27 protein-coding genes are annotated in these 22777 nt (G+C 41.0%); 16 read left to right on the top strand and 11 right to left on the bottom strand.

Features of this window, described 5'->3' with window-relative positions; genetic code table 11:
* The first annotated feature begins 58 nt into the window (after positions 1-58).
* The gene (locus tag PNIG_RS15605) at positions 59-601 is read left to right on the top strand and encodes a PH domain-containing protein (protein ID WP_089368845.1); all 543 of its coding nucleotides are present in this window, start codon (positions 59-61) and stop codon (positions 599-601) included.
* A 101-nt stretch (positions 602-702) separates the two neighbouring features.
* On the opposite strand, the gene PNIG_RS15600 is transcribed toward PNIG_RS15605, so the two are convergent.
* The 3 genes from PNIG_RS15600 to PNIG_RS15590 form a co-directional block, all read right to left on the bottom strand.
* Positions 703-1602 carry a hypothetical protein gene (locus tag PNIG_RS15600; RefSeq protein WP_089368844.1) on the bottom strand — a complete coding sequence of 300 codons (900 nt, stop codon included), beginning with the start codon at positions 1600-1602 and terminating at the stop codon, positions 703-705.
* Between the two features lie 159 nt (positions 1603-1761).
* Entirely contained in the window at positions 1762-2106 is a 345-nt protein-coding gene (locus PNIG_RS15595; RefSeq protein WP_076922736.1) for a rhodanese-like domain-containing protein, read from the bottom strand.
* Positions 2107-2111: 5 nt separating this feature from the next.
* Positions 2112-2300, bottom strand: coding sequence for a YgaP family membrane protein (locus tag PNIG_RS15590; protein WP_010392474.1), 189 nt, complete (start codon positions 2298-2300; stop codon positions 2112-2114).
* Positions 2301-2429: 129 nt separating this feature from the next.
* On the opposite strand from PNIG_RS15590, the gene PNIG_RS15585 reads away from it, so the two are divergent.
* The 3 genes from PNIG_RS15585 to PNIG_RS15575 are packed head-to-tail and all read left to right on the top strand — an operon-like array spanning position 2430 to position 7097.
* Positions 2430-2732, top strand: a complete 303-nt coding sequence (locus PNIG_RS15585; RefSeq protein ID WP_010392476.1) for an ArsR/SmtB family transcription factor — start codon at positions 2430-2432, stop codon at positions 2730-2732.
* A 5-nt stretch (positions 2733-2737) separates the two neighbouring features.
* Positions 2738-6022 carry an efflux RND transporter permease subunit gene (locus PNIG_RS15580; RefSeq protein ID WP_089368843.1) on the top strand — a complete coding sequence of 1095 codons (3285 nt, stop codon included), beginning with the start codon at positions 2738-2740 and terminating at the stop codon, positions 6020-6022.
* Positions 6012-7097 carry an efflux RND transporter periplasmic adaptor subunit gene (locus PNIG_RS15575; RefSeq protein WP_089368842.1) on the top strand — a complete coding sequence of 362 codons (1086 nt, stop codon included), beginning with the start codon at positions 6012-6014 and terminating at the stop codon, positions 7095-7097. The genes PNIG_RS15580 and PNIG_RS15575 overlap by 11 nt, the downstream gene beginning before the upstream one ends.
* A gap of 43 nt (positions 7098-7140) precedes the next feature.
* Here PNIG_RS15575 and PNIG_RS15570 read toward each other — a convergent pair whose 3' ends face one another.
* The 8 genes from PNIG_RS15570 to PNIG_RS15535 form a co-directional block, all read right to left on the bottom strand.
* Positions 7141-7536, bottom strand: coding sequence for a YfeK family protein (locus tag PNIG_RS15570; protein WP_226898065.1), 396 nt, complete (start codon positions 7534-7536; stop codon positions 7141-7143).
* Between the two features lies 1 nt (position 7537).
* Positions 7538-8392, bottom strand: a complete 855-nt coding sequence (locus PNIG_RS15565; protein ID WP_086998950.1) for an endonuclease/exonuclease/phosphatase family protein — start codon at positions 8390-8392, stop codon at positions 7538-7540.
* 194 nt (positions 8393-8586) lie between these two features.
* Complete coding sequence (locus tag PNIG_RS15560; RefSeq protein ID WP_011329457.1) at positions 8587-9825, bottom strand: ABC transporter permease; 1239 nt, start codon at positions 9823-9825, stop codon at positions 8587-8589.
* The gene (locus PNIG_RS15555) at positions 9818-10525 is read right to left on the bottom strand and encodes an ABC transporter ATP-binding protein (protein WP_011329456.1); all 708 of its coding nucleotides are present in this window, start codon (positions 10523-10525) and stop codon (positions 9818-9820) included. The genes PNIG_RS15560 and PNIG_RS15555 overlap by 8 nt, the downstream gene beginning before the upstream one ends.
* The gene (locus PNIG_RS15550; RefSeq protein ID WP_089368841.1) at positions 10525-11688 is read right to left on the bottom strand and encodes an efflux RND transporter periplasmic adaptor subunit; all 1164 of its coding nucleotides are present in this window, start codon (positions 11686-11688) and stop codon (positions 10525-10527) included. The genes PNIG_RS15555 and PNIG_RS15550 overlap by 1 nt, the downstream gene beginning before the upstream one ends.
* A gap of 54 nt (positions 11689-11742) precedes the next feature.
* Complete coding sequence (locus PNIG_RS15545) at positions 11743-12456, bottom strand: YIP1 family protein (protein WP_011329454.1); 714 nt, start codon at positions 12454-12456, stop codon at positions 11743-11745.
* A 186-nt stretch (positions 12457-12642) separates the two neighbouring features.
* Positions 12643-13320: a TorF family putative porin gene (locus PNIG_RS15540; RefSeq protein ID WP_011329453.1), complete on the bottom strand. Its 678-nt coding sequence runs from the start codon at positions 13318-13320 to the stop codon at positions 12643-12645.
* Between the two features lie 265 nt (positions 13321-13585).
* The gene (locus PNIG_RS15535) at positions 13586-14749 is read right to left on the bottom strand and encodes a hypothetical protein (RefSeq protein ID WP_086998963.1); all 1164 of its coding nucleotides are present in this window, start codon (positions 14747-14749) and stop codon (positions 13586-13588) included.
* Positions 14750-15173: 424 nt separating this feature from the next.
* On the opposite strand from PNIG_RS15535, the gene PNIG_RS15530 reads away from it, so the two are divergent.
* The 12 genes from PNIG_RS15530 (at position 15174) to secY (ending at position 22761) form a co-directional block, all read left to right on the top strand.
* Entirely contained in the window at positions 15174-17123 is a 1950-nt protein-coding gene (locus tag PNIG_RS15530) for an AsmA family protein (RefSeq protein WP_089368840.1), read from the top strand.
* 272 nt (positions 17124-17395) lie between these two features.
* A complete protein-coding gene (gene rplN / locus PNIG_RS15525; RefSeq protein WP_011329449.1) occupies positions 17396-17764 on the top strand; it encodes a 50S ribosomal protein L14 in 369 nt (122 codons plus the stop codon).
* 10 nt (positions 17765-17774) lie between these two features.
* On the top strand, positions 17775-18089 hold the full coding sequence (gene rplX, locus PNIG_RS15520; RefSeq protein ID WP_011329448.1) for a 50S ribosomal protein L24: 315 nt from the start codon (positions 17775-17777) through the stop codon (positions 18087-18089).
* Between the two features lie 16 nt (positions 18090-18105).
* On the top strand, positions 18106-18645 hold the full coding sequence (rplE, locus tag PNIG_RS15515; RefSeq protein ID WP_011329447.1) for a 50S ribosomal protein L5: 540 nt from the start codon (positions 18106-18108) through the stop codon (positions 18643-18645).
* A gap of 10 nt (positions 18646-18655) precedes the next feature.
* On the top strand, positions 18656-18961 hold the full coding sequence (gene rpsN / locus PNIG_RS15510) for a 30S ribosomal protein S14 (protein ID WP_011329446.1): 306 nt from the start codon (positions 18656-18658) through the stop codon (positions 18959-18961).
* Positions 18962-18982: 21 nt separating this feature from the next.
* Entirely contained in the window at positions 18983-19375 is a 393-nt protein-coding gene (gene rpsH, locus PNIG_RS15505) for a 30S ribosomal protein S8 (RefSeq protein WP_011329445.1), read from the top strand.
* 13 nt (positions 19376-19388) lie between these two features.
* Entirely contained in the window at positions 19389-19922 is a 534-nt protein-coding gene (rplF, locus tag PNIG_RS15500) for a 50S ribosomal protein L6 (protein ID WP_011329444.1), read from the top strand.
* A 9-nt stretch (positions 19923-19931) separates the two neighbouring features.
* Entirely contained in the window at positions 19932-20282 is a 351-nt protein-coding gene (gene rplR, locus PNIG_RS15495) for a 50S ribosomal protein L18 (RefSeq protein ID WP_011329443.1), read from the top strand.
* A gap of 9 nt (positions 20283-20291) precedes the next feature.
* Positions 20292-20798 carry a 30S ribosomal protein S5 gene (gene rpsE / locus PNIG_RS15490; RefSeq protein ID WP_011329442.1) on the top strand — a complete coding sequence of 169 codons (507 nt, stop codon included), beginning with the start codon at positions 20292-20294 and terminating at the stop codon, positions 20796-20798.
* Between the two features lie 2 nt (positions 20799-20800).
* Entirely contained in the window at positions 20801-20983 is a 183-nt protein-coding gene (rpmD, locus tag PNIG_RS15485; protein WP_011329441.1) for a 50S ribosomal protein L30, read from the top strand.
* A gap of 4 nt (positions 20984-20987) precedes the next feature.
* Positions 20988-21422 carry a 50S ribosomal protein L15 gene (gene rplO / locus PNIG_RS15480; protein ID WP_011329440.1) on the top strand — a complete coding sequence of 145 codons (435 nt, stop codon included), beginning with the start codon at positions 20988-20990 and terminating at the stop codon, positions 21420-21422.
* A 10-nt stretch (positions 21423-21432) separates the two neighbouring features.
* The gene (gene secY, locus PNIG_RS15475) at positions 21433-22761 is read left to right on the top strand and encodes a preprotein translocase subunit SecY (protein WP_011329439.1); all 1329 of its coding nucleotides are present in this window, start codon (positions 21433-21435) and stop codon (positions 22759-22761) included.
* The last annotated feature ends 16 nt before the right edge of the window (positions 22762-22777 follow it).

The raw sequence follows: 22777 nt of genomic DNA, 5'->3' as shown, positions 1-22777 counted from the left end.
GTTGCATTCAGCCACAATATTCCCTAGGTTAATAGAATAAATATCAAGGAGGTAATGAATGTCTGAGTTAGCCCTTAAAACTGCGAGTTTTAACCCTAAAGTAAAATCTTACTGGATCACGCTAGGAGTTATTACCTGCTTAGTGTGTTTGGTTGGGATCCCATTAATCCCAATTGTAGCGTTAATAATTTGGATCGTGGCTGGGCGTATGCTTGCGGCTATGTCAGCTAACTTATTAGAGCGTAAGCTAGTAGTAAAACGCGGTGTGTTTTTTAAAGAAGAAAAGTCCATCCCACTTGAAAAAATAACTGACGTCGGGTTAAGCCAAGGCCCGTTGATGCGTTTATTTGGTTTATATCGACTAAGCTTTGAAACCGCAGGTCAGTCTGGTCATGGCGCATTAGTATCGTTACTAGGGGTAGTTGATGCCAGTGAGTTTCGCGAGGCCATCTTAACGCAAAAAGACAATCTAGCCGAAACAAAGCCAAGCAAGGCTAAAGCTGATGAGCCACAAAGCCAAGTCGAATTACTCCGAGCTCTCACCTACAGCGTAAAAAACATCGAGCAAATGCTAGTTACACTTCTGGAAGAGAAAAAATGATTAGGTCATATAGGGAGCTAAAGGGAATATGGTTAAGTAAGGATTGCTTTTGGCTTGTTTATTTGTAGGCGCCATCCGATGACGCCTACAACATGCTAACCCTAAGTATCTCCATTATTAGTGCTCGAAATATACGAGGACATTGATGATGACAGATTTCTATCTAAAGCATTTTTTAAGCATTGGGAGACTGATGGCGCTGATATTTTATAGTGATTTAATGCAATACCGTCTAAATAAGTTAAATAAGGGTTTACCGATAAACTGAACGCACCTAACTCTTTTATCCACTTCGCTAAAAAAATAACACGGTATTGCCCGTCGCTTCCATTGTTAAGATTAACTTCTAAATTTAAATTCTTACTCACCTCACTCCACAGACTCTGATACAAGGTCTCACCAACTATGATCGGTTTTGATGTAAAAAAGCTATCAGGATTTTTAATATTATTTTCAACTTTATGATTTACCCAGTTTTGAATTCGAGATGATGTATATTCTTCAAATACAGCCTTTACTGCATTATTTACATGGGAGGGGCAGTTGTTTTGTCTATCTAGATGAGAAGACTGACTTATTTGATAAAGTGGCATTAGGCTTAGTTCAGTTTGAAGTGTGTGTTTAAATGTTGAGAAATGCTCATCAATTGCTTTTTGTTTAGATATAGCAATAAGATCATTTTTATTTAATATCGTAGCTTCTATATATTTATCTGACTCATTTCTACTATGATTTCCCACAAAAAATGCAAAGTGGTTGTTACCAGAGACATCCATCATAATAACTTTATGCGGATTTGAATCACATGTTTGATCAGCAATAGCAGCTTTTTGATCAGAGGGTGTAGTGTGGCATTGAGCTAATGGTACATTGCTTTTTGCTAGTTCAGAGGCTCTGCCATAATTACAATCTTCACATACCATTAAGGTAATGCTGTCATCAGCATTTACAGAGTGAGCAATACCGAGTAAAAATAGTAATAAAGCGGCAGCTTTTTTCATAAAGTCTTCCTTAGACGGGTGTTCCTTTTTCATACATTAGCGTTGAAGTTTATTAATTTCAATCTTTGATTTTAATTGAACATAGTGTTCCTTTAAATTTGGATTATGTTATTTAAGCTCGGCGATCGGTTGATCGCCGAGTGATTTAATTTTTGGCCTTTAAAATGCCTGACAAACAGCTTCTGCTTTACAAGTAATAACTGTCACGTTTTCGTAGCCTACTCGGGTCAGCGCTTCAGCACTTAATGTTGCACGCGCACCACTAGCGCAATGTAAATAAATAGGACGGGCTGCGTCTTTTTCTATTTCCATGAGCTTCATTTCAAGTAGCCCGCGAGGAATGTTTATAGCGCCTATAGCTGCTTTGGTGGCATGTTCAGCGGGTTCTCGTACATCAATCAACAATCCTTTATTTTGCTCAAGCTCTTTCTTTGCTTGTTCGGCATCAATACGGCGCTGATTAGGAGTAATTATTTTTAGTAAATCGGGAATAGGGGTAAGCATGGTGTTTATTCCTTAAAGCCAAGTTTGCGTAATAGAGTGATCATTGGGCACCAGCTAGTAAAAGCTGATTGAATTAAATTTACTGCGATAAAAGCTGTAAAGTAAATCCACTTAGGATCGTGATAAGTTTGCAATAAAAGCGACACAATAATCATTATGCCAGCGATTAGTCTGAGTGCGTTATTTAGCTTCATTATAGTAGGCCAGTTATTTAGTTCAGTACAGTCACTATATTAGGTTTATCTATATTAGTAAAATCTAATATTAGACTTTTCTAATCTAACGTCTTATACTTAGACTCTATTTTAGAATAAGAGCATAGTATGAATATTGACTTTACTGCCATGGCCGGCAATGTAGAACAAGCCGAGCAGCTATTAAAAATTTTAGCCAATAAAAATCGCTTGATGATTTTATGTTCTTTGCAAGATTCAGAAATGAGCGTATCTCAGCTCAATGAAGCCGTGCCATTAGCGCAGTCTGCGTTATCTCAGCACTTAGCAGCGTTGCGTAAAGCAAACATTGTGGCTACGCGCCGCGAGAGCCAAACAATTTATTATCGTGTCATTGATGAAAATGCAGTCGTTCTGCTTGGTACCTTGTATGGGTTATTCTGTAAGGGCTAAGTGCGATGAGCTTAATAGACAATGCGGTAAAAAGTAGTTTAAGTGGTCGCATTCCGATTATTATTTTTGTGATGTCTTTGTTACTTGGGGTATTTGCACTAAATCAAACACCTCGAGAAGAAGAGCCGCAAATTACTGTGCCCATGCTCGATATTTATGTATCAGCACCTAACGTTGAGGCGCCTGAAGTCGCTAGGTTAGTAACACAACCGCTCGAGAAGTTACTGGCTCAGCTGGTGGGGGTTGAGCATATTTACTCAACCACACAAACTAACAGTACAGTGGTTACGCTGCGTTTTGAAGTAGGGCACAACCGCGAACAAGCTATTTTAGATACCTATGCAAAATTAAATAGTTATCAGCATACAATGGCTTCTGTTATCAAAAGTTGGCAAATACGGCCCGTTGAAGTGGATGATGTACCTATTGTTATGCTGGGGCTATACAGTAAAGCCCCGCAACTCTATGGTGATTACGAACTAACCCGTTTTGCTAACGAAATTGCTAATAATTTACAACGCATTGAGCATACCAGTGAAGTTAAAGTAATTTCGGGGCGTACACGCACTCTTACCATTAATTTAAATGCCAGCGCACTGGCTGCCCATCAAACCACGGTAAACGATGTTTTTTACGCATTAAATGTATCAAACCAACTCACTCAAGTAGGGAATGTGGTTGATAATCAGCAGCAAATTGCTATTCAGGCAGGTGATGTACTAAGAACACAATCAGCGGTAGAGCAATTAGTTGTTAATGTGGTTAATGGTAAAAGTGTTTACTTGATGGACATTGCAACAGTCAGCGATGGCCCTAGTGAAACTGAGCATTACCAATGGTTAGCGCAATCAACTGATCAGCAGCAGTTGCCTATGGTTACTTTAAGCGTAGCTAAGCAAACAGGGACTAATGCAGTTGCTGTTGCTAATGATGTTCATACTATGATTAATGAACTTGCAAATACCTTATTGCCACCAGAAGTTAGCTATACAGTACTTAGAGATTATGGCCAAACTGCGAATGAAAAAGTAAATAACCTCACATCAAGTTTAGTGTTTGCAGTGTTTACTGTGGTGATATTTGTTGGCGTGTTTTTAGGTTGGCGCCCTGCTGTGGTAGTTGGGCTGGCGGTTCCTATTTGTTATGGCATTACACTCTCATTAGATTTTGCATTTGGTTACACCATTAATCGGGTGACCTTATTTGCGCTTATTTTATCATTAGGCTTACTGGTAGACGACCCTATCACGGGTATTGATAATATTAGTCGCTTTATAAATAATAAAGGCGATAAAAAACAACATGTTGTTGGCGCAATGAGCGAAATTCGAAATGCCTTGCTTATGTCGACACTCACTATAATGGTGGCGTTTATTCCACTGGCGTTTATTACCGGCATGATGGGGCCATATATGGCACCTATGGCATTTAATGTGCCGGTTAGCGTGATGGTTTCTACCATTGTTGCATTTTTTGTAACCCCTTGGCTTGCGATGAAGTTACTCAAGCCTGATAACGAACAACCCTCCGAGCTTGCTCCTAAAGTTGGTGCATATCAAAGAATATTAAGCCCATTATTGGTTTCTAAGGGGCGAGCAAAACTTGTTTTGTGGCTAACCCTAGCATTATTTATTATCAGCGCCATGTTACCCGTGATGCGTTTGGTGCCTTTAAAGCTACTCCCTTTTGATAATAAAAATGAGCTGCAAGTACTGATAGATATGCCAGAGGGGACTAATCTGGAGCGCACAGCTGCATTTACTAAACAAATCCAAACACTCACATGGCAATTAAACGAAGTAAGTGAAATAGCCACTTATGTAGGCCAGCCTTCAAGTATGGACTTTAATGGTATGGTACGCGGTTATTACCGACGAGAAGCACCGAACTTAGCTGAACTAAGAGTGCTACTACTAGATAAAACAGCGCGCGAGCATCAATCTCATGCGGTGGCAATGCGTTTGCGTAAACAGTTAGCACCATTAGTAAATAACGGCATAGTGATTAAAGTAGTTGAAGTGCCGCCAGGGCCGCCGGTGTTAAGTACTTTAGTGGCAGAGGTTTATCGAGATACATTTATTGATAGGCAAACGCATTATTTAGCCGCAGAGCAAGTTGCAACGCGCTTAAAACAAGAACCTCATGTGGTAGAGGTTGATACTTCAATGGTTGCAGCAGCCCCTTTGCAGCGTTTTATTACTGATAAAACGAAAGCGGCGCATAGTGCTATATCTACCGAAAATATCACGCAAACACTTAGCATAGCGTCACAAGGGCAAACGGTTGGGCAGCTTTATGTCAGCAACGAAACTCAGCCTGTGCCAATAAAACTGCAGCTATCTTATAGCGAACGCAATCAATTTGCACAATTGCTAGCATTACAACTAAGGGGCGACAGAGACATAGCTAAAAATGCGAGTAAATTTGGCTTAAGCAGTGCGCCGCGGCCTTTAGTTGCGCTTTCTGAGCTTGGAGAGTTTACTCAATTAAATGTAGCGCAAACTATTATGCGCAAAGATCAGCGCGAAGTTATTTATGTTATGGCAGAGCTAAATGGTAGAACTCCCGCAGCAATAATTGCCGATGTAACTGCTGATTTAAATATATCAACAGACGATTTTGTAAAAACGCCTTGGTTAGCGCGGCACTTTTTTAATAATGGTGGCACCGCACCTTGGCAATTACCGCCAGGTACGCAAGTAACATTTAGCGGTGAAGGAGAGTGGCGTATTACCATAGATGTATTTAGAGATATGGGGATTGCCTTTGCATTTGCACTTAGCGCCATTTTTATTATTTTACGGCTACAAACACGCTCAGTAAGCTTGTCGCTTATTATTATGTCGGCAATACCACTCACTGTTATTGGTATTATGCCTGGTTTTTGGTTACTTAATCAGTTTGGTGAGCGCAGTATTGCATCAGCTCCCGAGCCGGTTTTATTTACCGCTACTGCGATGATAGGCATGATTGCCTTGGCGGGTATTGTGGTGCGTAATTCACTTATTTTAGTTGAGTTTATTAATCAAGCACGCGCCCAAGGTATGGCAATAAAAGCAGCGTTAATTGCAGCAGGAACAGTGCGCATGCGCCCCGTACTACTAACCGCAGGCACTACATTATTAGGTAACTTAGTGATTACACTAGATCCGGTATTTAGTGGCTTAGCAATTGCGATTATTTTTGGCATTGTGGCATCAACGTTGTTTTCGTTATTTGTAGTGCCGCTTGTTTATTACTTAGTATTTGCAAACACAGAAACCACTGCGGGAGAAACGCATGCAAGGTAAATCAAAACTAGTTGGCTCGTTACTCGCTTTATTAGTGGTAGTAGGCGCCGTATTGTATATGGCGGGCAGCTTTTCAAATAAGCAAGTTGCTGGTTTGAAAACGACCAACGCTAACAATTACCACGGTAAGCGGGAAACGGTTTTACTACAAAAAATATCCCGTAGTGAATGGGTGCCAGGCAGTATTATTGCGAAACAAAATACCCAAATTTCATCGCGAGTTATGGCGCAAGTTGAGCGTTTAAGTGTACGCGCGGGCGATAAAGTAACCAAAGGTGATTTACTCATTACCTTACAACAAGATGACTTTAAAGCGCAATTAGCACAAAGTGAGGCGCAAATTAATGCTATTCAAGCCGCATTAACCCAAGCTACAAAGCAACTTAAGCGAATTGAAAGTGTGTATGCGCAAGGCTTAGTATCGTTAAGTGAGTTAGATAATGCGAAGGCAAATTTTGATAGTTTATCGGCCAATTTAATTGCCGCTAAGCAGCAGCAAACACAAGCCAAAGTTGCGCTGAGTTACACTCGTATTACAGCGCCTATTTCGGGGGTTGTAGTAGAGCGGTTAGTCGAACCTGGTGATACAGCTACGCCTGGGCAGGCTTTATTGGGATTATATAACCCGCAGCAGCTACAAGTTGAGTTTAGTGTGCGAGAAATGCAAGCGGTTAAATTGCAGTTAGGGCAAAGTTTAACCATAAAGCTGCCTGCGCTTAATTTAACCTCGCCAGCCACAGTGGCCGAAATAGTTCCGGTTGCCGATAGCGCCTCACGTAGTTTGTTAATTCGCTTAGACTTTGACTCTTCTGTAGGGGTAATGCCCGGCTTGTATGCGCAATTAGAGTTAGTATTACCCGATGAACAAGGAATATTGCTAGATAGTAGCTGGATACATGAGTTTGGCCAATTAACTATGCTGTATGTGATTAATAGTGACAATGAGCAAATAGAACGCCGGTTTGTGCGCTTAGGTGAAATAATTGGCGCAAAGCAGCATGTAGTTACTGGGCTTAACCCCGGCGATATTCTAGCGATAGATTACGTACCTAACTTAGCGCATACAGCTAGGTAACGCTTAGCTTGTTATTATTGATAGCTTTAGAGAGCCGTATTTACTACGGCTTTTTTGTGTTTCTAAATCGTATTAGCTCATTGGTTAGCCAGCTATTTGCGGTTAACTTAGCACCACTGCTTAAAATTACCGTGTAGGCTTTACCACTCCATGAACTTTTACTGGCTAGATTATTAATAAAGTCGTCGGCTGTTTTTGCATAACGTTTAGCTTTACGGTATTTCATGGCTAAATGCTCGGCGGCTTCTTTGCTAGTATGTTCATCGCCATTGCGGATAAAAGTGGCGTTGCTGTTGCTAATAAAGGTAATTAAATGCTGCACTTCTTGGTCGGGTTCTCGATTGGGTAATTGTTTTGGGGGTGCAGCTAGGCTTATTTGGCTAAAAAAGGTGAATAATATGGCCAGTAGCCAAGCAGAATAAATACGAGTTTTTTTCATGTTATACATCATCAATTTTTAAAGTGGCTAAAATAGGGTTGTGATCAGAACTGGTATATTCGCTTACTAAAGTATCAGAAATAACAACACCACGAGCCCACACTTGATCCAGGGCTAAACCAAATGCTTTTGTACGCTTGTCATCTACGTATATAGCTTCTTTAAGGCCCAGTTTAGTCAGCGCGTCATTAACTAGCTTTTGGCGTGCATCGCTCCATGCGTTTAAATCGCCCGCAAAAAGAATTGGCCCTTTGTGTTGTTGCATTATTTTTATACTGGCTTGTAACTGTTGCGCGTAGGCTTTAGTACCAAACGTAAAGTTAATGCCGTGCAAATTAACGCTCAATAAGCGTTGTTGGTTAGCCATTGCATATTCAACAATGTTAGTTGCTTTTGGGCTTCGTAACCATGGCTCTTTATGAATAAAAGTACAATGTACAGTTGCAGGCCAGCGGCTAAGCGTCATTACACCAGATTGTACATTGCCACTTTTATAACCGGGCGAAAAACGCCAAAAAGGTTTAAGGCTAGTAAGGCGTGTATCTACAATAGCCTCTTGTAATAAAACAATATCAGCAGTTTCATTAAGGTGAGTTAAATCTTTATATAGGCCTTGGTTTTGTGCCTTATAAATATTCCATGAGAGTAACCTAGCTTGTTGAGGAACAATAAACTTACGGCTGTATGTTTTTTGCCTACTTGCCTGTAGTTGCTGATTACAACGCAGAGGAGTATATGCGGTTTCGGTTATACCTTGCGCTTCATCTGATGGGTTTAGTTGTGCTAGCGCCAAGCTAGAGTTTATAGTTAAAAAAGAGCATGCAGCAATAATGCAACGTATTAGCTTTTTGTGCATTTAATACCTTATTTAAAATTAGCCGTGAGCAATATCAATAGTGTGTACTTTGGGTGGTTTAAGCGTTAAAAGTTCATTTTTTAAGTGGTGTTTAAGTAGGGTAATACTTTGTGCTTGAAGTTTAAAGAGAGTTTTAATCACTGTGTTAATTATGTACTAGGCTTACATCCTTGTAAGCAACTACAATGCTATTGTTACTCGTAACGCAGTGCATCTATAGGGTTGAGCCTGGCGGCTTTAATGGCTGGGGCTAAACCAAACACTATGCCAATTAATGAAGTAAAACCAAACGACAACATTACCGCCCATGCCGGAATATACGCATCTGGCATGCTAGGAACCATAAACGAAATAAGCCCCGCTGCACCATAACCAATGGCAAGCCCAATCAACCCGCCAAATAGCGATAACACCACAGCCTCAACTAAAAACTGCAACATTATAAAGCCGGGTGTAGCGCCTAGCGCTTTAAGGGTGCCAATCACGCGGGTGCGCTCAGTTACCGACACTAACATAATATTCATTACACCTATGCCACCAACTAATAAGCTAATACCAACAATACCTGCGGTTATGGCAGTGGCACTACCGGTAAATTTATCTACTTGGGCGCGGGCTTTTTCAGCAGTTTCAAATTCAAAGTCATTGTCGTCGCCGTCTTTAAGTTTATGTAACTGGCGCAGTATACGAGTAATTTTTGCTAGTACCTGCTCTTCGTTAGCGTTGTCTTCAAGCCTAAACATAATTTGTACATTACTTTGCGTATTGCCTCCCTCTAACGCACTCATAGTGCTAATGGGAATATTAATATAATCGTCTTGATCAAAGCCCAAAAAGCTACCTTGTTTTTCGGCTACACCAATAATTCTAAACCATTCGCCACCTAGCTTTATGTATTCACCTACCGGATTGCTGGGTAAGTTTAATTTTTCGATAATTGACGGCCCAATAAAAGCTACGCGGCGGCGTTTTTCGTCGTCTTCAGCGCGAATAAAACGGCCTAGATCGGGGTAGGTACGGTATGCTTTTTGATAGTCTTGCTCAGTACCCATAACCCGCGATGAATGACTTTTATTACCATACTCAGCTCCGCCTGAAAAACGCCAAGTAAACATTAGTGCGGTGAGTGTTTCTGCTTCTTTTACTCGTGCTTTTAAGGTTAAAAAATCGTCGTAGCTAAGTTTTGCATTTTTACCAACCATTTCTAGCTCAATACTGGTATACGCCTTAATAGTAGTTACATCGGGCGACATATCAGCGAACTGATCGTTTATTTGCTTGGTAAAGCCTTGCATTACAGCAACCACAGTTACTACTGCGGCCACGCCAATAATAATACCTAAACAGGTGAGGGCAGAGCGCATAGCATTTGCTTTAATTGCCGAAAATGCGGCTTTAGTGCCTTCCATAGTGGCCAGTGCAAGTTTAAACATGCTGCCTTGCTCCTTGGTTTTTAGTTACGTCACTCACTACTTTACCATCCACTAAGCGAATTACCCGCTGACAGTGGTCGGCAATTTCTTGCTCATGTGTAACCAAAATAATGGTATGCCCTTCGTTATGCAGCTCATCAAATAAGGCCATAATTTCGCGGGTGGTTTTACTGTCTAAGTTACCGGTTGGCTCATCACCTAATAATATATGCGGTTTAGTGACTAAAGCACGAGCAATAGCAACTCGTTGACGTTGCCCGCCCGACAGCTGGCTTGATAAGTGATTTACTTTGTCGGCTAAGCCCACGCGCTTTAGCGCCTCAAGGGCTTGCTGTTTGCGTTGTTTGCTAGGGGTAAAGCGGTAAACTAAAGGCTGCATTACATTTTCTAGCGCCGATGCGCGTGGTAATAAGTTAAAGCTTTGAAATATAAATCCGACGCTTTCGTTGCGTTGGTGCGCAAGCTCGGTTTCGGTCATACTTTTTACTAACTTATCTTTTAAATAATACTCGCCGCTGGTGGGGGTATCTAAGCAGCCTAACAAATTCATTAGGGTAGACTTGCCAGATCCTGAGGGGCCAATAATGGCCACATATTCATTGGGCATAATGCTAATGTTTACATCATCAAGTGCTTTAAATATCTCAGCGCCCATTTTGTATTGTTTATTAATATGCTCAAGCTTGATCACCGCAGTCATTAGTTGTTTTCCTTCGCAGCGGCTTTTACTTTTACTGTGTCGCCTTCTTTTAAAGTACTAATAGGGCGAGCCGGGCCAATAACTATTTTGTCACCTTCATTGAGCCCCTCGGTAATTGCTTGTTCAATATCTGATGATATACCAACAGCTACGGTTACTTTACTAACGCTGTTGTCGTTATTTAGGCGCCAAACAAAGGTGCTGTCGTCTTGTTTTTGAATTGCTTCTATTGGTAACTTTAAACCATTTTCGGCAATGCTGGTGGCAATTTCTGCTCTACAGCTCATTCCGGCATATAGTTGACGATCGGTAGCATCGAGTAATACTTTTACCTTAAATGATAACCCTTGTGAGCCAGGCTGATTTTTAGCCGAGGTACCAATGTTTATTACTGTGCCAGTAAAAGGATTATTAGGATAAGCAGCGGCATAAATATTTGCTTTTTGGTGGAGTTTAATACTGGCTATGTCGGTTTCATCAACCCGCAACTCAGCTAAAATAGCACTGGGGTCAGCAACCAGCATTAAATCAGAGCCTATTATATTGGTCGTTCCGGCAATAACCGTTTCGCCTTCTTTAATATTAACCGAAGCCAATAGGCCACTCATAGGCGCTTTAAAAACACTTTTATTTAACCGATCTTGGGCAATTTGCAACGACGCATGAGCTTGGTTAAACGACTCTTTACGAGATTCAATATCTATTTTAGCTAAGTCGCGGGCACTTGCTAGGTTTTCATAGGCTTCTTCATTGCCCAAACCGACATCGTAAAGCTCTTTTTGTCTTTTTAGTTGGCGCTCAAAGTTAACTAAGCGAATTTGGCTATGTTTAATTTCTATTTCGGTGGCACGTAGTAGCGCTTTATTGCGGGTTACTTCAGATTCAAATGCAGTGGTATCAAGGCGCATTAAAATATCGCCTTGTTTTACACTTTGGCCTTCTTCGACAAATACTTTATCTACTCGGCCGGTAACTTCAGAGCGCAGCTGAACTTGAGTATTAAATACTAAGTTACCAGACGCCATTATTGAGTCGGCAATATTGCCTAGTTCAACATGGGCGATATTTACCTCGGGCTGTTTTTTATCACCAGAAATTTGTTTTGATACAATTAACGCTATAAAAGCGGCAATAGCGAGTGTGATGATAATGGCTTTTTTCATTTTATCGGTCCGTGAGTGAAAATGTGCAGAGGCTAACTTGCCTCTGCATAATAATTAAAGTGCGGCTATAATCGCCCAAACACTAAAAATAATAATACTTGGTAAGGCTGCAAACAGCAGTGCTTTATTAGTTGAGAAATTAGTCCAGCATTTTAGCCCAACCATGCCCAGCGCAATGCTCCAAATAGTGAACAGGTTAATTGATTCTAGTAAGGTATAAAAAGTATGTGTGGCATCAAGCCCAACAATGAGCTGATTGATAGAAGCGTAACTAAACACCGCTTGTTGCGAAATTTGATCTGTGTTGGCCATTAATACTAAGGCGATAGTGCCAAGGCTTGAAATAACCGTAGGCATCATTGTCCATAATGAAAAGCCATACCAAGCACCGTAACTATGTTGTGAGTTAGGATCGAGTTTAGCTATCAGCATATAATAAAGTGCAACTAAAGCATTCATTATTACTATGCCAATAATACCGCCGATCATGCCAAACCACATTTGGTTTGGGGCATTTTGTTCAATCGCTTGACGAATCATTTTTTGCTCGCCAATAGTGGCATCAACACTTGAAACGGCTACTTGCTCATTAATTAAAAACTGTATATCAACACTATTATAAAAAACAAACATACTCGCGGCGGTGGCAACTGCTATACAAATAAGGGCCAACCATGACCAGCCTTTTGCTTGCTCTATACCATTAAACGCTTTACTTGGGCTGATATAAATATCGATTAGTGCGCTTAGCGCGTTAGGTGACTTCATTATTATTCCTTAATAACCTAATTTGGGGGGAATTACTGGCTATAGCATAAGGCAAAATGAGGATAAGGTGATTATTTTATTGTAACGGTTTGTTAACGTAGTTTGTTTAGTGGCCAGGTTATTTATGCTGCTAAAACTAAAAAAGAGCCTTTCGGCTCTTGGGTTGCAGCAATTACAGTGTAATTTTTAAAGTGTAAAGTCTACTGAATAAGCAACATAGGCTTTTACGTCAGAGCCATCTATATCGGTATCAGATAAACCAAAAGTGAAACCATCTTTAGATACTGCTATGCCATAATCAATAATATTGTCATCACCTATAAAATCACCAGAGTAGTGGCCTAAATGAAATGCTATTTCGGTGCCGTTATTGCCAACAGCAAAAGCATAATCTGCCGTTAGGTAAAGTGAGTCAGCAAAGTCTGTACCGTCACCACTTGCTGCAGAGGTTGCTAATACAGCAGCACCAAAGGTGAAGCCTTTTACACTTATACTGCCGTAAATCTCAGAAAAGTCAGCATCAGCCGTGGAAGCTGCATCTGGGTATGCATAATAAATGTAACCAACATCGTAGCTCACGCTTTCATTAATAGCGCCACCAAAGCCTGCATACAAGTCTAATTCATAGGTCATCTCATCGGCCCAAGAGGCATTTGATGCCCAAGCACCGGCATAAAAACCAGACTCGTTGGTGTAGTCAATGCCGCCTGAAATGGCAGCATCACCACTGGTTTGTTCTTGTCCGCGCCATAAATAGTTTGATGTTGCTGCCGCATTAGCGGTTACTTCAGCATAGGCTGCTGTTGATGCGACACTAACTAAAGAGAGTGCTGTTATTGTTATGACTTTTTGTAGTTTTAGCATGTTTTAGTTCCTGTTATATGATTGCATGCCAAAGCTTTAAGGCTTATAGCTTGGCAGCATTTTATTATTTAACAGAAAAGAAGATTGCACGGGGTATGCCAGCTTCACTTTATTGCAGTGAATATGGTTTTAGGTGTTTTAAAACAATAGCTTATAATTAGTAGAGGGAGAGGTGCAGAGATAAGATTTTAAGGGGTTTTACATTTGTGGTGCATAAATTAACCTAGCTGCACCAAATCGGCGCTGCTAGGTTAGTTATTAATAATTAACCAAAAATAGTACGCATTAAGCTAATTGTTTCGTTAACTCCACGACCTTTTTGTACTTCATTAATAATAGAATCACGTTTGCTACGAATATGCTCAGGAATATCGTCAGCTGCAAGTGCGCGGTCTACTAAAATTTCTGCAGATTCTTTACCTCTACGCTTAGTTTTACCTGTACCTGAAGTACTGCGCTTTGGCTTGCTTAGCAGCTTGATGTAATTAGAGCTATCGGCTGTTGTGGTGTCTGCATAGTAAAAAAAGCACGGAATAAGCGCTTTAATGCTTACCAGCTGCTCTTCTAATTCGTTGTCTGCTTTAGCCATTTTAAACCAAGACAGAGTTTGAATTTTTTGTACTATGTCTTGCCAGTAACGCTCAAAGTCAGTGTTTTTTAGCTTGCTAACACCCAGTGCGCCACATAAAGCATCTAATCTATTATTGCTAATAGGAGTAAATACGTCAGGACGACGCATCGCTAATAAGCGAGTTGCTGGAGCGAGCGTTGGCTTTTCGTTACCATCGCTAAAAGCTTTTAAGTAAGCAGCAACAAATTGCTGGTACTCATAATGAGTAATATTACCTTCCAACGGAATATTGCTAAGTGCATCATCAAACGCATCAGGCATATCAGCCAGTAGTTGATGAAACGCTTTAGCGCTTTTAGTTGATGCAAACCATTCAACATCAAAGTTGTAAGTGCTTGGATCAAGCGATGCCATGTGCTTACCACTAAATGCAAGTAAGTCTTCTGGGATCATATCTTTAAGTGATTGCGGGCGAATGCTTGCAATGTAGCTTGTTAAGCGAAGCTGCTCATCAAGTGCAATAAGATCTTTGTGCTGCTCAATAAATGTAGTTACTACAGGCCAAGGCGCTACACGTAACGTTTTAACTTGTAAAAAGCTAATAGCAGAAATAAGTTGGTCGTGCAGTTTTTTTAGTACTGGTAACTGTTGCGGCTCTAGCAAGTCGTAATTCATACGATCTTTGCTTGCGTTAAGCAGTTCATAGCACCAAAGTAAAAAATCATCTGGGTGGTTTTCTACTTTCACGGCCATTAGATTTAGGCTGAGTTCTGAGGATTGCTTCAGAATGTTTTGGTATATTTGGTTTTCTTGCTCGCCTAGCGACATTTGTGACGGTGAAATTAGCAGTTTTTTCATGCCTTGTAGAACCTCGAGTTAGATGCATTTTTTAGCTGGTCTATTTTAGCGCAAATCTTGCAATAACAACAGAGGCATATACAAGCCTTAAGAATACAACAGTTAAAGTGCTCATAATTATTAATTTATTAAAACAATAAAATAGTTAACTTCAGTGACGAAAACTCAATTAGTTTAGATTGTTTGAAAATCATACGACAGTGTGTTTTTCATGTCTTACTTGTTGAAAAGTAATGATTTGTTGTTTTTTATAAAGCGTTCATGTGTTGTTTGTTAATATTTAAATAGTGTTGATATTATTAGCGCGTAGATTCATCATTAAAAAATAAATTAGTTGAAAGTTATTTTTTTTAGTACTGACAATGATTTTAGTGATAACTCTCGCTATGATATGAGTATTATTTGCACATTTGAAAGGACGATCATGAAAACCTTATTTAAAATTATAGGTGTAATACTGCTGTTATGTATTGCACTTATCGTTGCAGCACCCTTTTTAATTCCTACTGATGCTATTTTTAATAAAGTCTCTGAGCAGGTAGAACAAACCACAGGACGTACATTAACTATTAAAGGCGATAAAACGCTGAGTGTATTTCCTGCATTAAAATTAGAACTTAATGATGTACATTTTGCCAACATGAAATCGGGCTCTCGCGCCGATATGGCAAGTATGCAGCAGCTTGCAGTACACATCCCTTGGCTATCGCTATTAGATGGTGAATTTAAACTCGATAAGTTTGTTATTAACGAGCCTGATATTTTATTAGAGACCGATAAAAACGGTAAAGCTAACTGGCAGCTATTTGATGCGGTAGCTGAGCAGCCTAAAGAGCAAACAGGATCTGCGGAAGCTATAAAATTACCTGAGAACTTTGACATTGAGCTAGGGGAAGTTGCCATTTATGGTGGTACCTTTACTTATTTAGATGGTAAAACCGGGGTTAAACAGCAAATAAGTGATTTAGAACTGGCTATTTTACTTCCATCACTGCGTAAAACATTAGAAGTAAAAGGCGCAATAACTTACATGCAAGAGCGCTTTGAGCTTGATGTAAAACTAGATACGCCAGCAAAAGCGATCGAAGGTACTACTTTTAATATTCAGCAGAGTTTAGATTCACGTTTAGTTGATTTAACCTTTGAGGGAACTATTGCTAAACAAGGCCAAGATATAAAAGGTCAGTTAGCGCTAAGTGGAGACTCGGTAAAAAATATAGCCAAATGGCAAGGTGTAGAGTTAAACGCCAAAGATAACGCCTTTAATGCTTTTAGTGTAAATGGCAAAATGCATTTAGCGGGTGAGCAATTTAAGCTTGAAGAGCTTATTGCCACATTAGATGCACTGCAAATAAAAGGTAAAAGTGAGCTTAATTTAGGTAAACGACTTGCTGTAATGGCAAACATTGACTTAGGTATGCTTGACTTAAACCCATACTTACCAGAAGCCGTAGCTAAAAAAGAGCAGCCAACTACAGACGAAACTAAACCAGCAGAGCCTATTGTATGGGACGACACTAAAATAGACTTAAGTGCCTTAAATACGCTTGATGCTAATGTAGTAATACGCTCAAGCGGTTTAAAAGCTAACGATATTAAACTCGGTGCAAACCAATTTACAGTAGCGTTAAAAAATAGTGTCGCTAAATTAAGCTTAGATAACTTTGCAGCCTATGAGGGAACAGGGAAAGGGGCAATTAATATTAATGCCCAGCAAATACCTTATAAAATAACCACTAATTTTGATTTGGCAGGTATTGATGCACAACCGTTATTAACCGATGCCGCAGGATTTGATAAATTAATGGGTAATGGCTCATTAAATTGGAACTTAACCACAAATGGGCAAAGCCAAAAAGAGTTTGTTAACGCACTTAATGGTGAGTTAGGGTTTGAGTTTGCTAATGGCGCAGTACAAGGCGCAAATATAGCTGAAATGATTCGCAAAGGTAAAGAGTTGCTTAAAGGTAATGTAGGGGCTGTATCAGAAGGACTAGATACTGGCTTTGATAAGTCACAGCAAACCGACTTCTCAGCATTAACGGGTAGCTTTAAGTTTACTAATGGGGTGGGCCATAATAACGACCTGTCGTTAATCAGCCCACTGATCCGTATTTCAGGCGAAGGTGATGTGGATTTACCTAATACTATTATTAATTACCGACTAGTAACCGGTATAGTCGGTTCTATTGAGGGGCAGGGTACAACCGATGATAGTACCGGCTTTAAAATACCACTGCGTATTAAAGGGCCATTCCATGATGTAGGCATTAAGCTTGATTTTGGTAATGCGCTTAAAGAAGAAGCAAAAGAAAAGCTCAAAGAAAAAGCAAAAGACAAACTTAAAGATAAATTGAAAGGTTTGTTTGGCTAAAACCCTGATAAATAATCTACAAGGCACTAAGATAGTGCCTTGTTTGTTTTGTAACCATATGTAAAGTAGCTAGATAGCCGTAATTACTCAATATTAATTAGCTTTCCCTCATAATTAATTAAAAAATAACCTACCGCTCCCCCCGTAATGCTGGTACAATTGCCCGCCCTTAAGAGACAACTAGCTTGTTTTTTGAGTGGATTTCAATCGAAATGTCTTGATTTTAAACGAATTTAAGACAAGTTGTAATTACTACACCGGAGGTCATTAACATGATCCAAATGCAAACTCAGCTGGAAGTTGCTGATAACAGCGGCGCTCGCAAAGTGCAGTGTATAAAAGTCCTTGGTGGTTCTCACCGTCGCTATGCAGCGATTGGCGACATCATTAAAGTTTCTGTAAAAGAAGCTATTCCTCGCGGTAAAGTGAAGAAAGGTGATGTTAAAAACGCGGTAGTTGTGCGCACCAAAAAAGGCGTTCGTCGTCCAGACGGTTCTTTGATCCGTTTCGATAGCAATGCAGCTGTTATCTTAAATGATAACTTGCAGCCTATTGGTACTCGTATCTTCGGCCCTGTGACTCGTGAACTTCGTAATGATAAGTTCATGAAAATCGTTTCACTAGCCCCAGAAGTACTGTAAGGAGTCTATCATGGCAGCAAAAATCCGTCGTGATGACGAAGTAATCGTTCTAGCAGGTAAAGACAAAGGTAAGCGCGGAAAAGTGCTTTCAGTTGTTACTGAATCTGGAAGATTATTTGTCGAAGGCATAAACTTGATCAAAAAGCACCAAAAGCCGGTTCCACAATTGAACCAGCCTGGCGGTATTGTTGAGAAAGAAGCGTCTATCGACGTATCAAACGTTGCGATCTACAACTCGGAAACGAGTAAAGCAGATCGTGTAGGTTTCAAGATTGAAGATGGTAAGAAATTACGTATCTTTAAATCTACTGGTAAAACTATTTAATAGTTGGAGTAGAATGATGGCGAAACTGCATGAAGTATATAAAGACAAAGTAGTAGCTGAACTTCAAGAGAAGTTTGGTTTCAGCTCTGTCATGCAAGTCCCTCTGATCGAAAAGATCACATTGAATATGGGCGTGGGCGAAGCCCTAGCTGACAAGAAAATTCTAGATAACGCTGTTGCGGATCTAGCTGCAATCTCTGGTCAGAAACCTCTAATCACTAAAGCACGCAAATCTGTTGCTGGCTTCAAAGTGCGTGAAGGTTACCCGATAGGTTGTAAAGTAACCCTACGTGGCGAACGTATGTGGGACTTTTTTGAGCGTTTGGTATCAATCGCTATCCCACGTATTCGCGACTTCCGTGGCGTAAGTGCTAAGTCTTTTGATGGACGTGGCAACTACAGCATGGGCGTACGTGAACAAATCATCTTCCCAGAAATCGATTACGATAAAGTAGACCGTGTACGCGGTATGGATATTACTATTACTACTTCTGCGAAATCTGATGAGGAAGGCCGTGCGTTGTTAGAAGCGTTTAACTTCCCATTCAAGAAATAAGGGTAGGGTTATGGCAAAGAATTCTATGAAAGCGCGCGAAGCAAAGCGCACAAAACTAGTTGCTCAGTTCGCTGAAAAGCGCACAGCACTAAAAGCTATCATCAGTGATGTTAATACATCTGAAGATGATCGTTGGGACGCGGTACTTAAGCTACAAGCTTTACCACGTGATTCTAGCCCTGTACGTCAGCGTAATCGTTGTAACATTACGGGCCGCCCACATGGTTTCCTTCGCAAATTCGGCATGAGCCGTATTAAAGTTCGCGAAGCAGCTATGCGCGGTGAAATTCCTGGCCTTAAAAAAGCTAGCTGGTAAAAGAATCACGGGAGTAAGACTATGAGCTTGCAAGATCCTATCGCGGATTTGTTTACACGAATCCGTAACGGTCAGTCAGCGAAGAAAGTATCTGTAACGATGCCTAATTCAAAACTGAAAGTAGCAGTAGCTAAAGTATTAAAAAATGAAGGTTACATCGCTGATTTCGCAATCAATGGCGACGTAAAACCTGAGCTTTCTATCGAATTGAAGTACTTCGAAGGCAAAGCTGTTATTGAAAATATCCAGCGTGTTAGCCGCCCTGGTTTACGTATCTATAAGAGACGTGACGAATTACCAAAGGTAATGGGTGGTCTAGGTATCGCTATCGTATCAACTTCTAAAGGCCTAATGACAGACCGCGCAGCACGTAGTGCAGGCGTTGGTGGTGAAATCATTGGTTTTGTAGCTTAATCGGAGGGGAACTATGTCTCGCATAGCAAAGGCACCAATTAGTGTTCCTGCCGGTGTAGAAGTTACATTAAAAGGCCAGGAAATCACAGTTAAAGGCAAAAACGGTGAATTAACTCGTACTATCAACAACGCTGTTGAAGTAAAAGTTGAAGAAAACGTTATTACAACTTTACCTCGTGAAGGCGTAACAGATGCATGGGCTCAAGCAGGTACTGCTCGCGCTCTAATCAACAATATGATTGTTGGTACGCATGAAGGTTACGAGAAGAAACTTCAGTTAGTAGGCGTTGGTTACCGTGCAGCAGCTAAGGGTAAAACATTAGATTTAACTCTTGGTTTCTCGCACCCAGTTCATTTCGCAGTTCCTGAAGGAATTACGATTGAAACTCCAAGCCAAACAGAAGTTCTAGTTAAGGGCGTAGATAAGCAGTTAGTTGGTCAAACAGCTGCTAACATTCGTGCATACCGTAAACCTGAGCCATATAAAGGCAAGGGTGTTCGTTATTCAGATGAGAATGTGCGCCGTAAAGAGGCTAAGAAGAAGTAAGGTAAGACGATGGATAAAAAAACAGCTCGTCTACGTCGTGCTAAACGCACTCGTAGAAATTATATTGAACAAGGCACAACGCGTCTTGTTATCCACCGCACGCCACGTCACATATACGCTCAAGTAGTTACTGCTGAGGGTACTGTACTGGCTGCTGCTTCTACTGTTGAAAAAGCTATTTGCGAAACAGTTAAAGGCACCGGCAACGTTGCAGCTGCGCAAGCAGTTGGTAAAGCGGTTGCTGAACGTGCGGCTGACAAAGGCATCGAAAAGATTGCTTTTGATCGTAGTGGCTTTAAATATCACGGCCGTGTGAAGGCGCTAGCTGATGCTGCGCGTGAAGCCGGTTTGCAATTCTAGGAGTAGACAATGGCTAACGTAGAAGCAAAGCAACAACAGCCTGATCTAGCTGAAAAGCTAATCGCGGTGAACCGTGTGTCTAAAGTAGTTAAAGGTGGTCGTATCTTTAGCTTTACAGCACTAACAGTAGTTGGTGATGGCGCAGGTAAAGTAGGTTTTGGTTATGGTAAAGCACGTGAAGTTCCAGCTGCTATTCAAAAAGCAATGGAAAAAGCACGTCGCAATATGATCAATGTAGACCTAAATGGCAACACATTACAGCATCCTGTTAAAGGACGTCATGCTGGCTCACAAGTGTTTATGAAACCAGCCTCTGAAGGTACTGGTATCATCGCTGGTGGTGCAATGCGTGCGGTACTAGAAGTGACTGGTGTGCAGAACGTACTTTCTAAATGTTACGGTTCTACTAACCCAATCAACGTAGTGCGTGCAACAATCTCTGCTCTTGAGAATATGAATTCTCCTCAGTCGATTGCTGCTAAACGTGGTCTTCGCATAGACGAGATACTGGGGTAACCATGGCAAATCAAACTGTAAAAGTAACACAAGTAAAAAGCTCTATCGGTCGTTTACCGAAACATAAAGCTACATTACGCGGTCTTGGTTTACGTCGTATCAACCACACTGTTGAGTTAGAAGACACAGCATGTGTACGTGGTATGATAAACCAGGTTTCTTACATGGTTAAGGTAGAGGGTTAATTTCATGCATTTGAATACACTTTCACCTGCTGCAGGTTCAAAAACTGCTCCAAAACGTGTTGGTCGTGGTATCGGTTCTGGTCTTGGTAAGACTGGTGGCCGTGGTCACAAAGGTCAAAAATCACGTTCTGGCGGTAAAGTACGCGTTGGTTTCGAAGGCGGTCAAATGCCTATGCAACGTCGTCTACCTAAGTTCGGTTTCACTTCTCGCAAATCATTAGTATCTGCAGAAATAAACCTATACGAAATCGCTAAAGTAGAAGGCGATGTGGTAGACCTAAGCGCGTTACAAGCAGCTGGTCTAGTTAAAAAGAACGTTTTGTTCGTTAAAGTTGTTAAATCTGGCGAAGTTTCACGCGCTGTTACCGTTAAGGGCCTTAGAGCCACTAAAGGTGCACGCGAAGCTATCGAAGCTGCCGGAGGCAAGGTAGAAGACTAAGGAAGTACTAATGGCTAAACCAGGTCAAGATATGCAAAGTGCACAAGGTGGACTTTCGGAATTGAAGCGCCGATTACTCTTCGTATTAGGTGCTATCATTATATACCGTCTAGGTTCATTTGTGCCGATCCCTGGGATTGACGCCGCTGTACTTGCCGATTTCTTCGAGCAACAAAAGGGCACCATTGTTGAGATGTTCAACATGTTTAGCGGTGGTGCGCTTGAGCGAGCTTCAGTGTTAGCACTGGGTATTATGCCGTATATCTCGGCTTCGATTATTACGCAACTATTAACGCATATGTATCCTCCGTTTATAGAGCTTAAGAAAGAAGGTGAGCAAGGGCGTAAAAAAATTAGCCAGTACACACGCTATGGCACGCTTGTGCTTGCTACTATCCAATCAATCGGTATTGCCACAAGCTTACCGGGCATGATGGAAGGGTTAGTTGTTAACCCTGGTATGGGTTTCTATTTCACCGCAGTGGTGAGTTTAGTGACTGGTACTATGTTCCTTATGTGGTTGGGCGAACAAATAACAGAACGTGGTATTGGTAACGGTATCTCTGTTTTAATATTTGTTGGTATTGTAGCTAACCTGCCGTCTGCTATTGGTTCGACAGCTGAAATGGCGCGCCAAGGTGATTTGAATGTTTTTGTACTGTTGATGGTTGCGGTAATCGTATTCGCTGTTACTTATCTTGTAGTGTTTTTTGAACGTGGCCAACGACGTATTGTTGTTAACTACGCTAAACGCCAACAAGGTCGTCAAGTATTTGCTGCCCAAAGCACGCATTTACCACTAAAAGTAAATATGGCGGGTGTTATTCCACCAATTTTCGCTAGCAGTATAATTCTGTTCCCTGGTACAATTGCCAGCTGGTTCGGCCAGGGTGAAGGTCCGGTCGCTGATGTGTTACAAGCTATAGCTACAACGTTGACCCCAGGTCAGCCATTGTATGCAATGGTTTTAGCAGCAGCTATCATCTTCTTCTGCTTTTTCTACACAGCGTTGGTGTTTAACCCACGTGAAACAGCAGATAACCTGAAGAAATCTGGCGCATTTATCCCAGGTATTCGTCCAGGTGAGCAGACATCTAAATACATTGATAAAGTGATGACACGCCTGACATTGGCAGGTGCTTTGTATATAACCTTTATCTGTCTGGTGCCTGAATTCATGACAATGGCATGGCAAACGCCATTCTACTTCGGCGGTACATCAATTTTGATTATCGTAGTTGTTATCATGGACTTTATGGCACAAGTACAGACTCACCTGATGTCTCATCAGTATGATTCTGTGCTGAAAAAAGCGAACCTTAAAGGCTATGGTCGATAAGGTCAGTTTACGGAGT

It is taken from the genome of Pseudoalteromonas nigrifaciens (assembly GCF_002221505.1).
Taxonomy (GTDB): domain Bacteria; phylum Pseudomonadota; class Gammaproteobacteria; order Enterobacterales; family Alteromonadaceae; genus Pseudoalteromonas; species Pseudoalteromonas nigrifaciens.
This window is presented reverse-complemented; position numbering and strand designations above follow the sequence as displayed.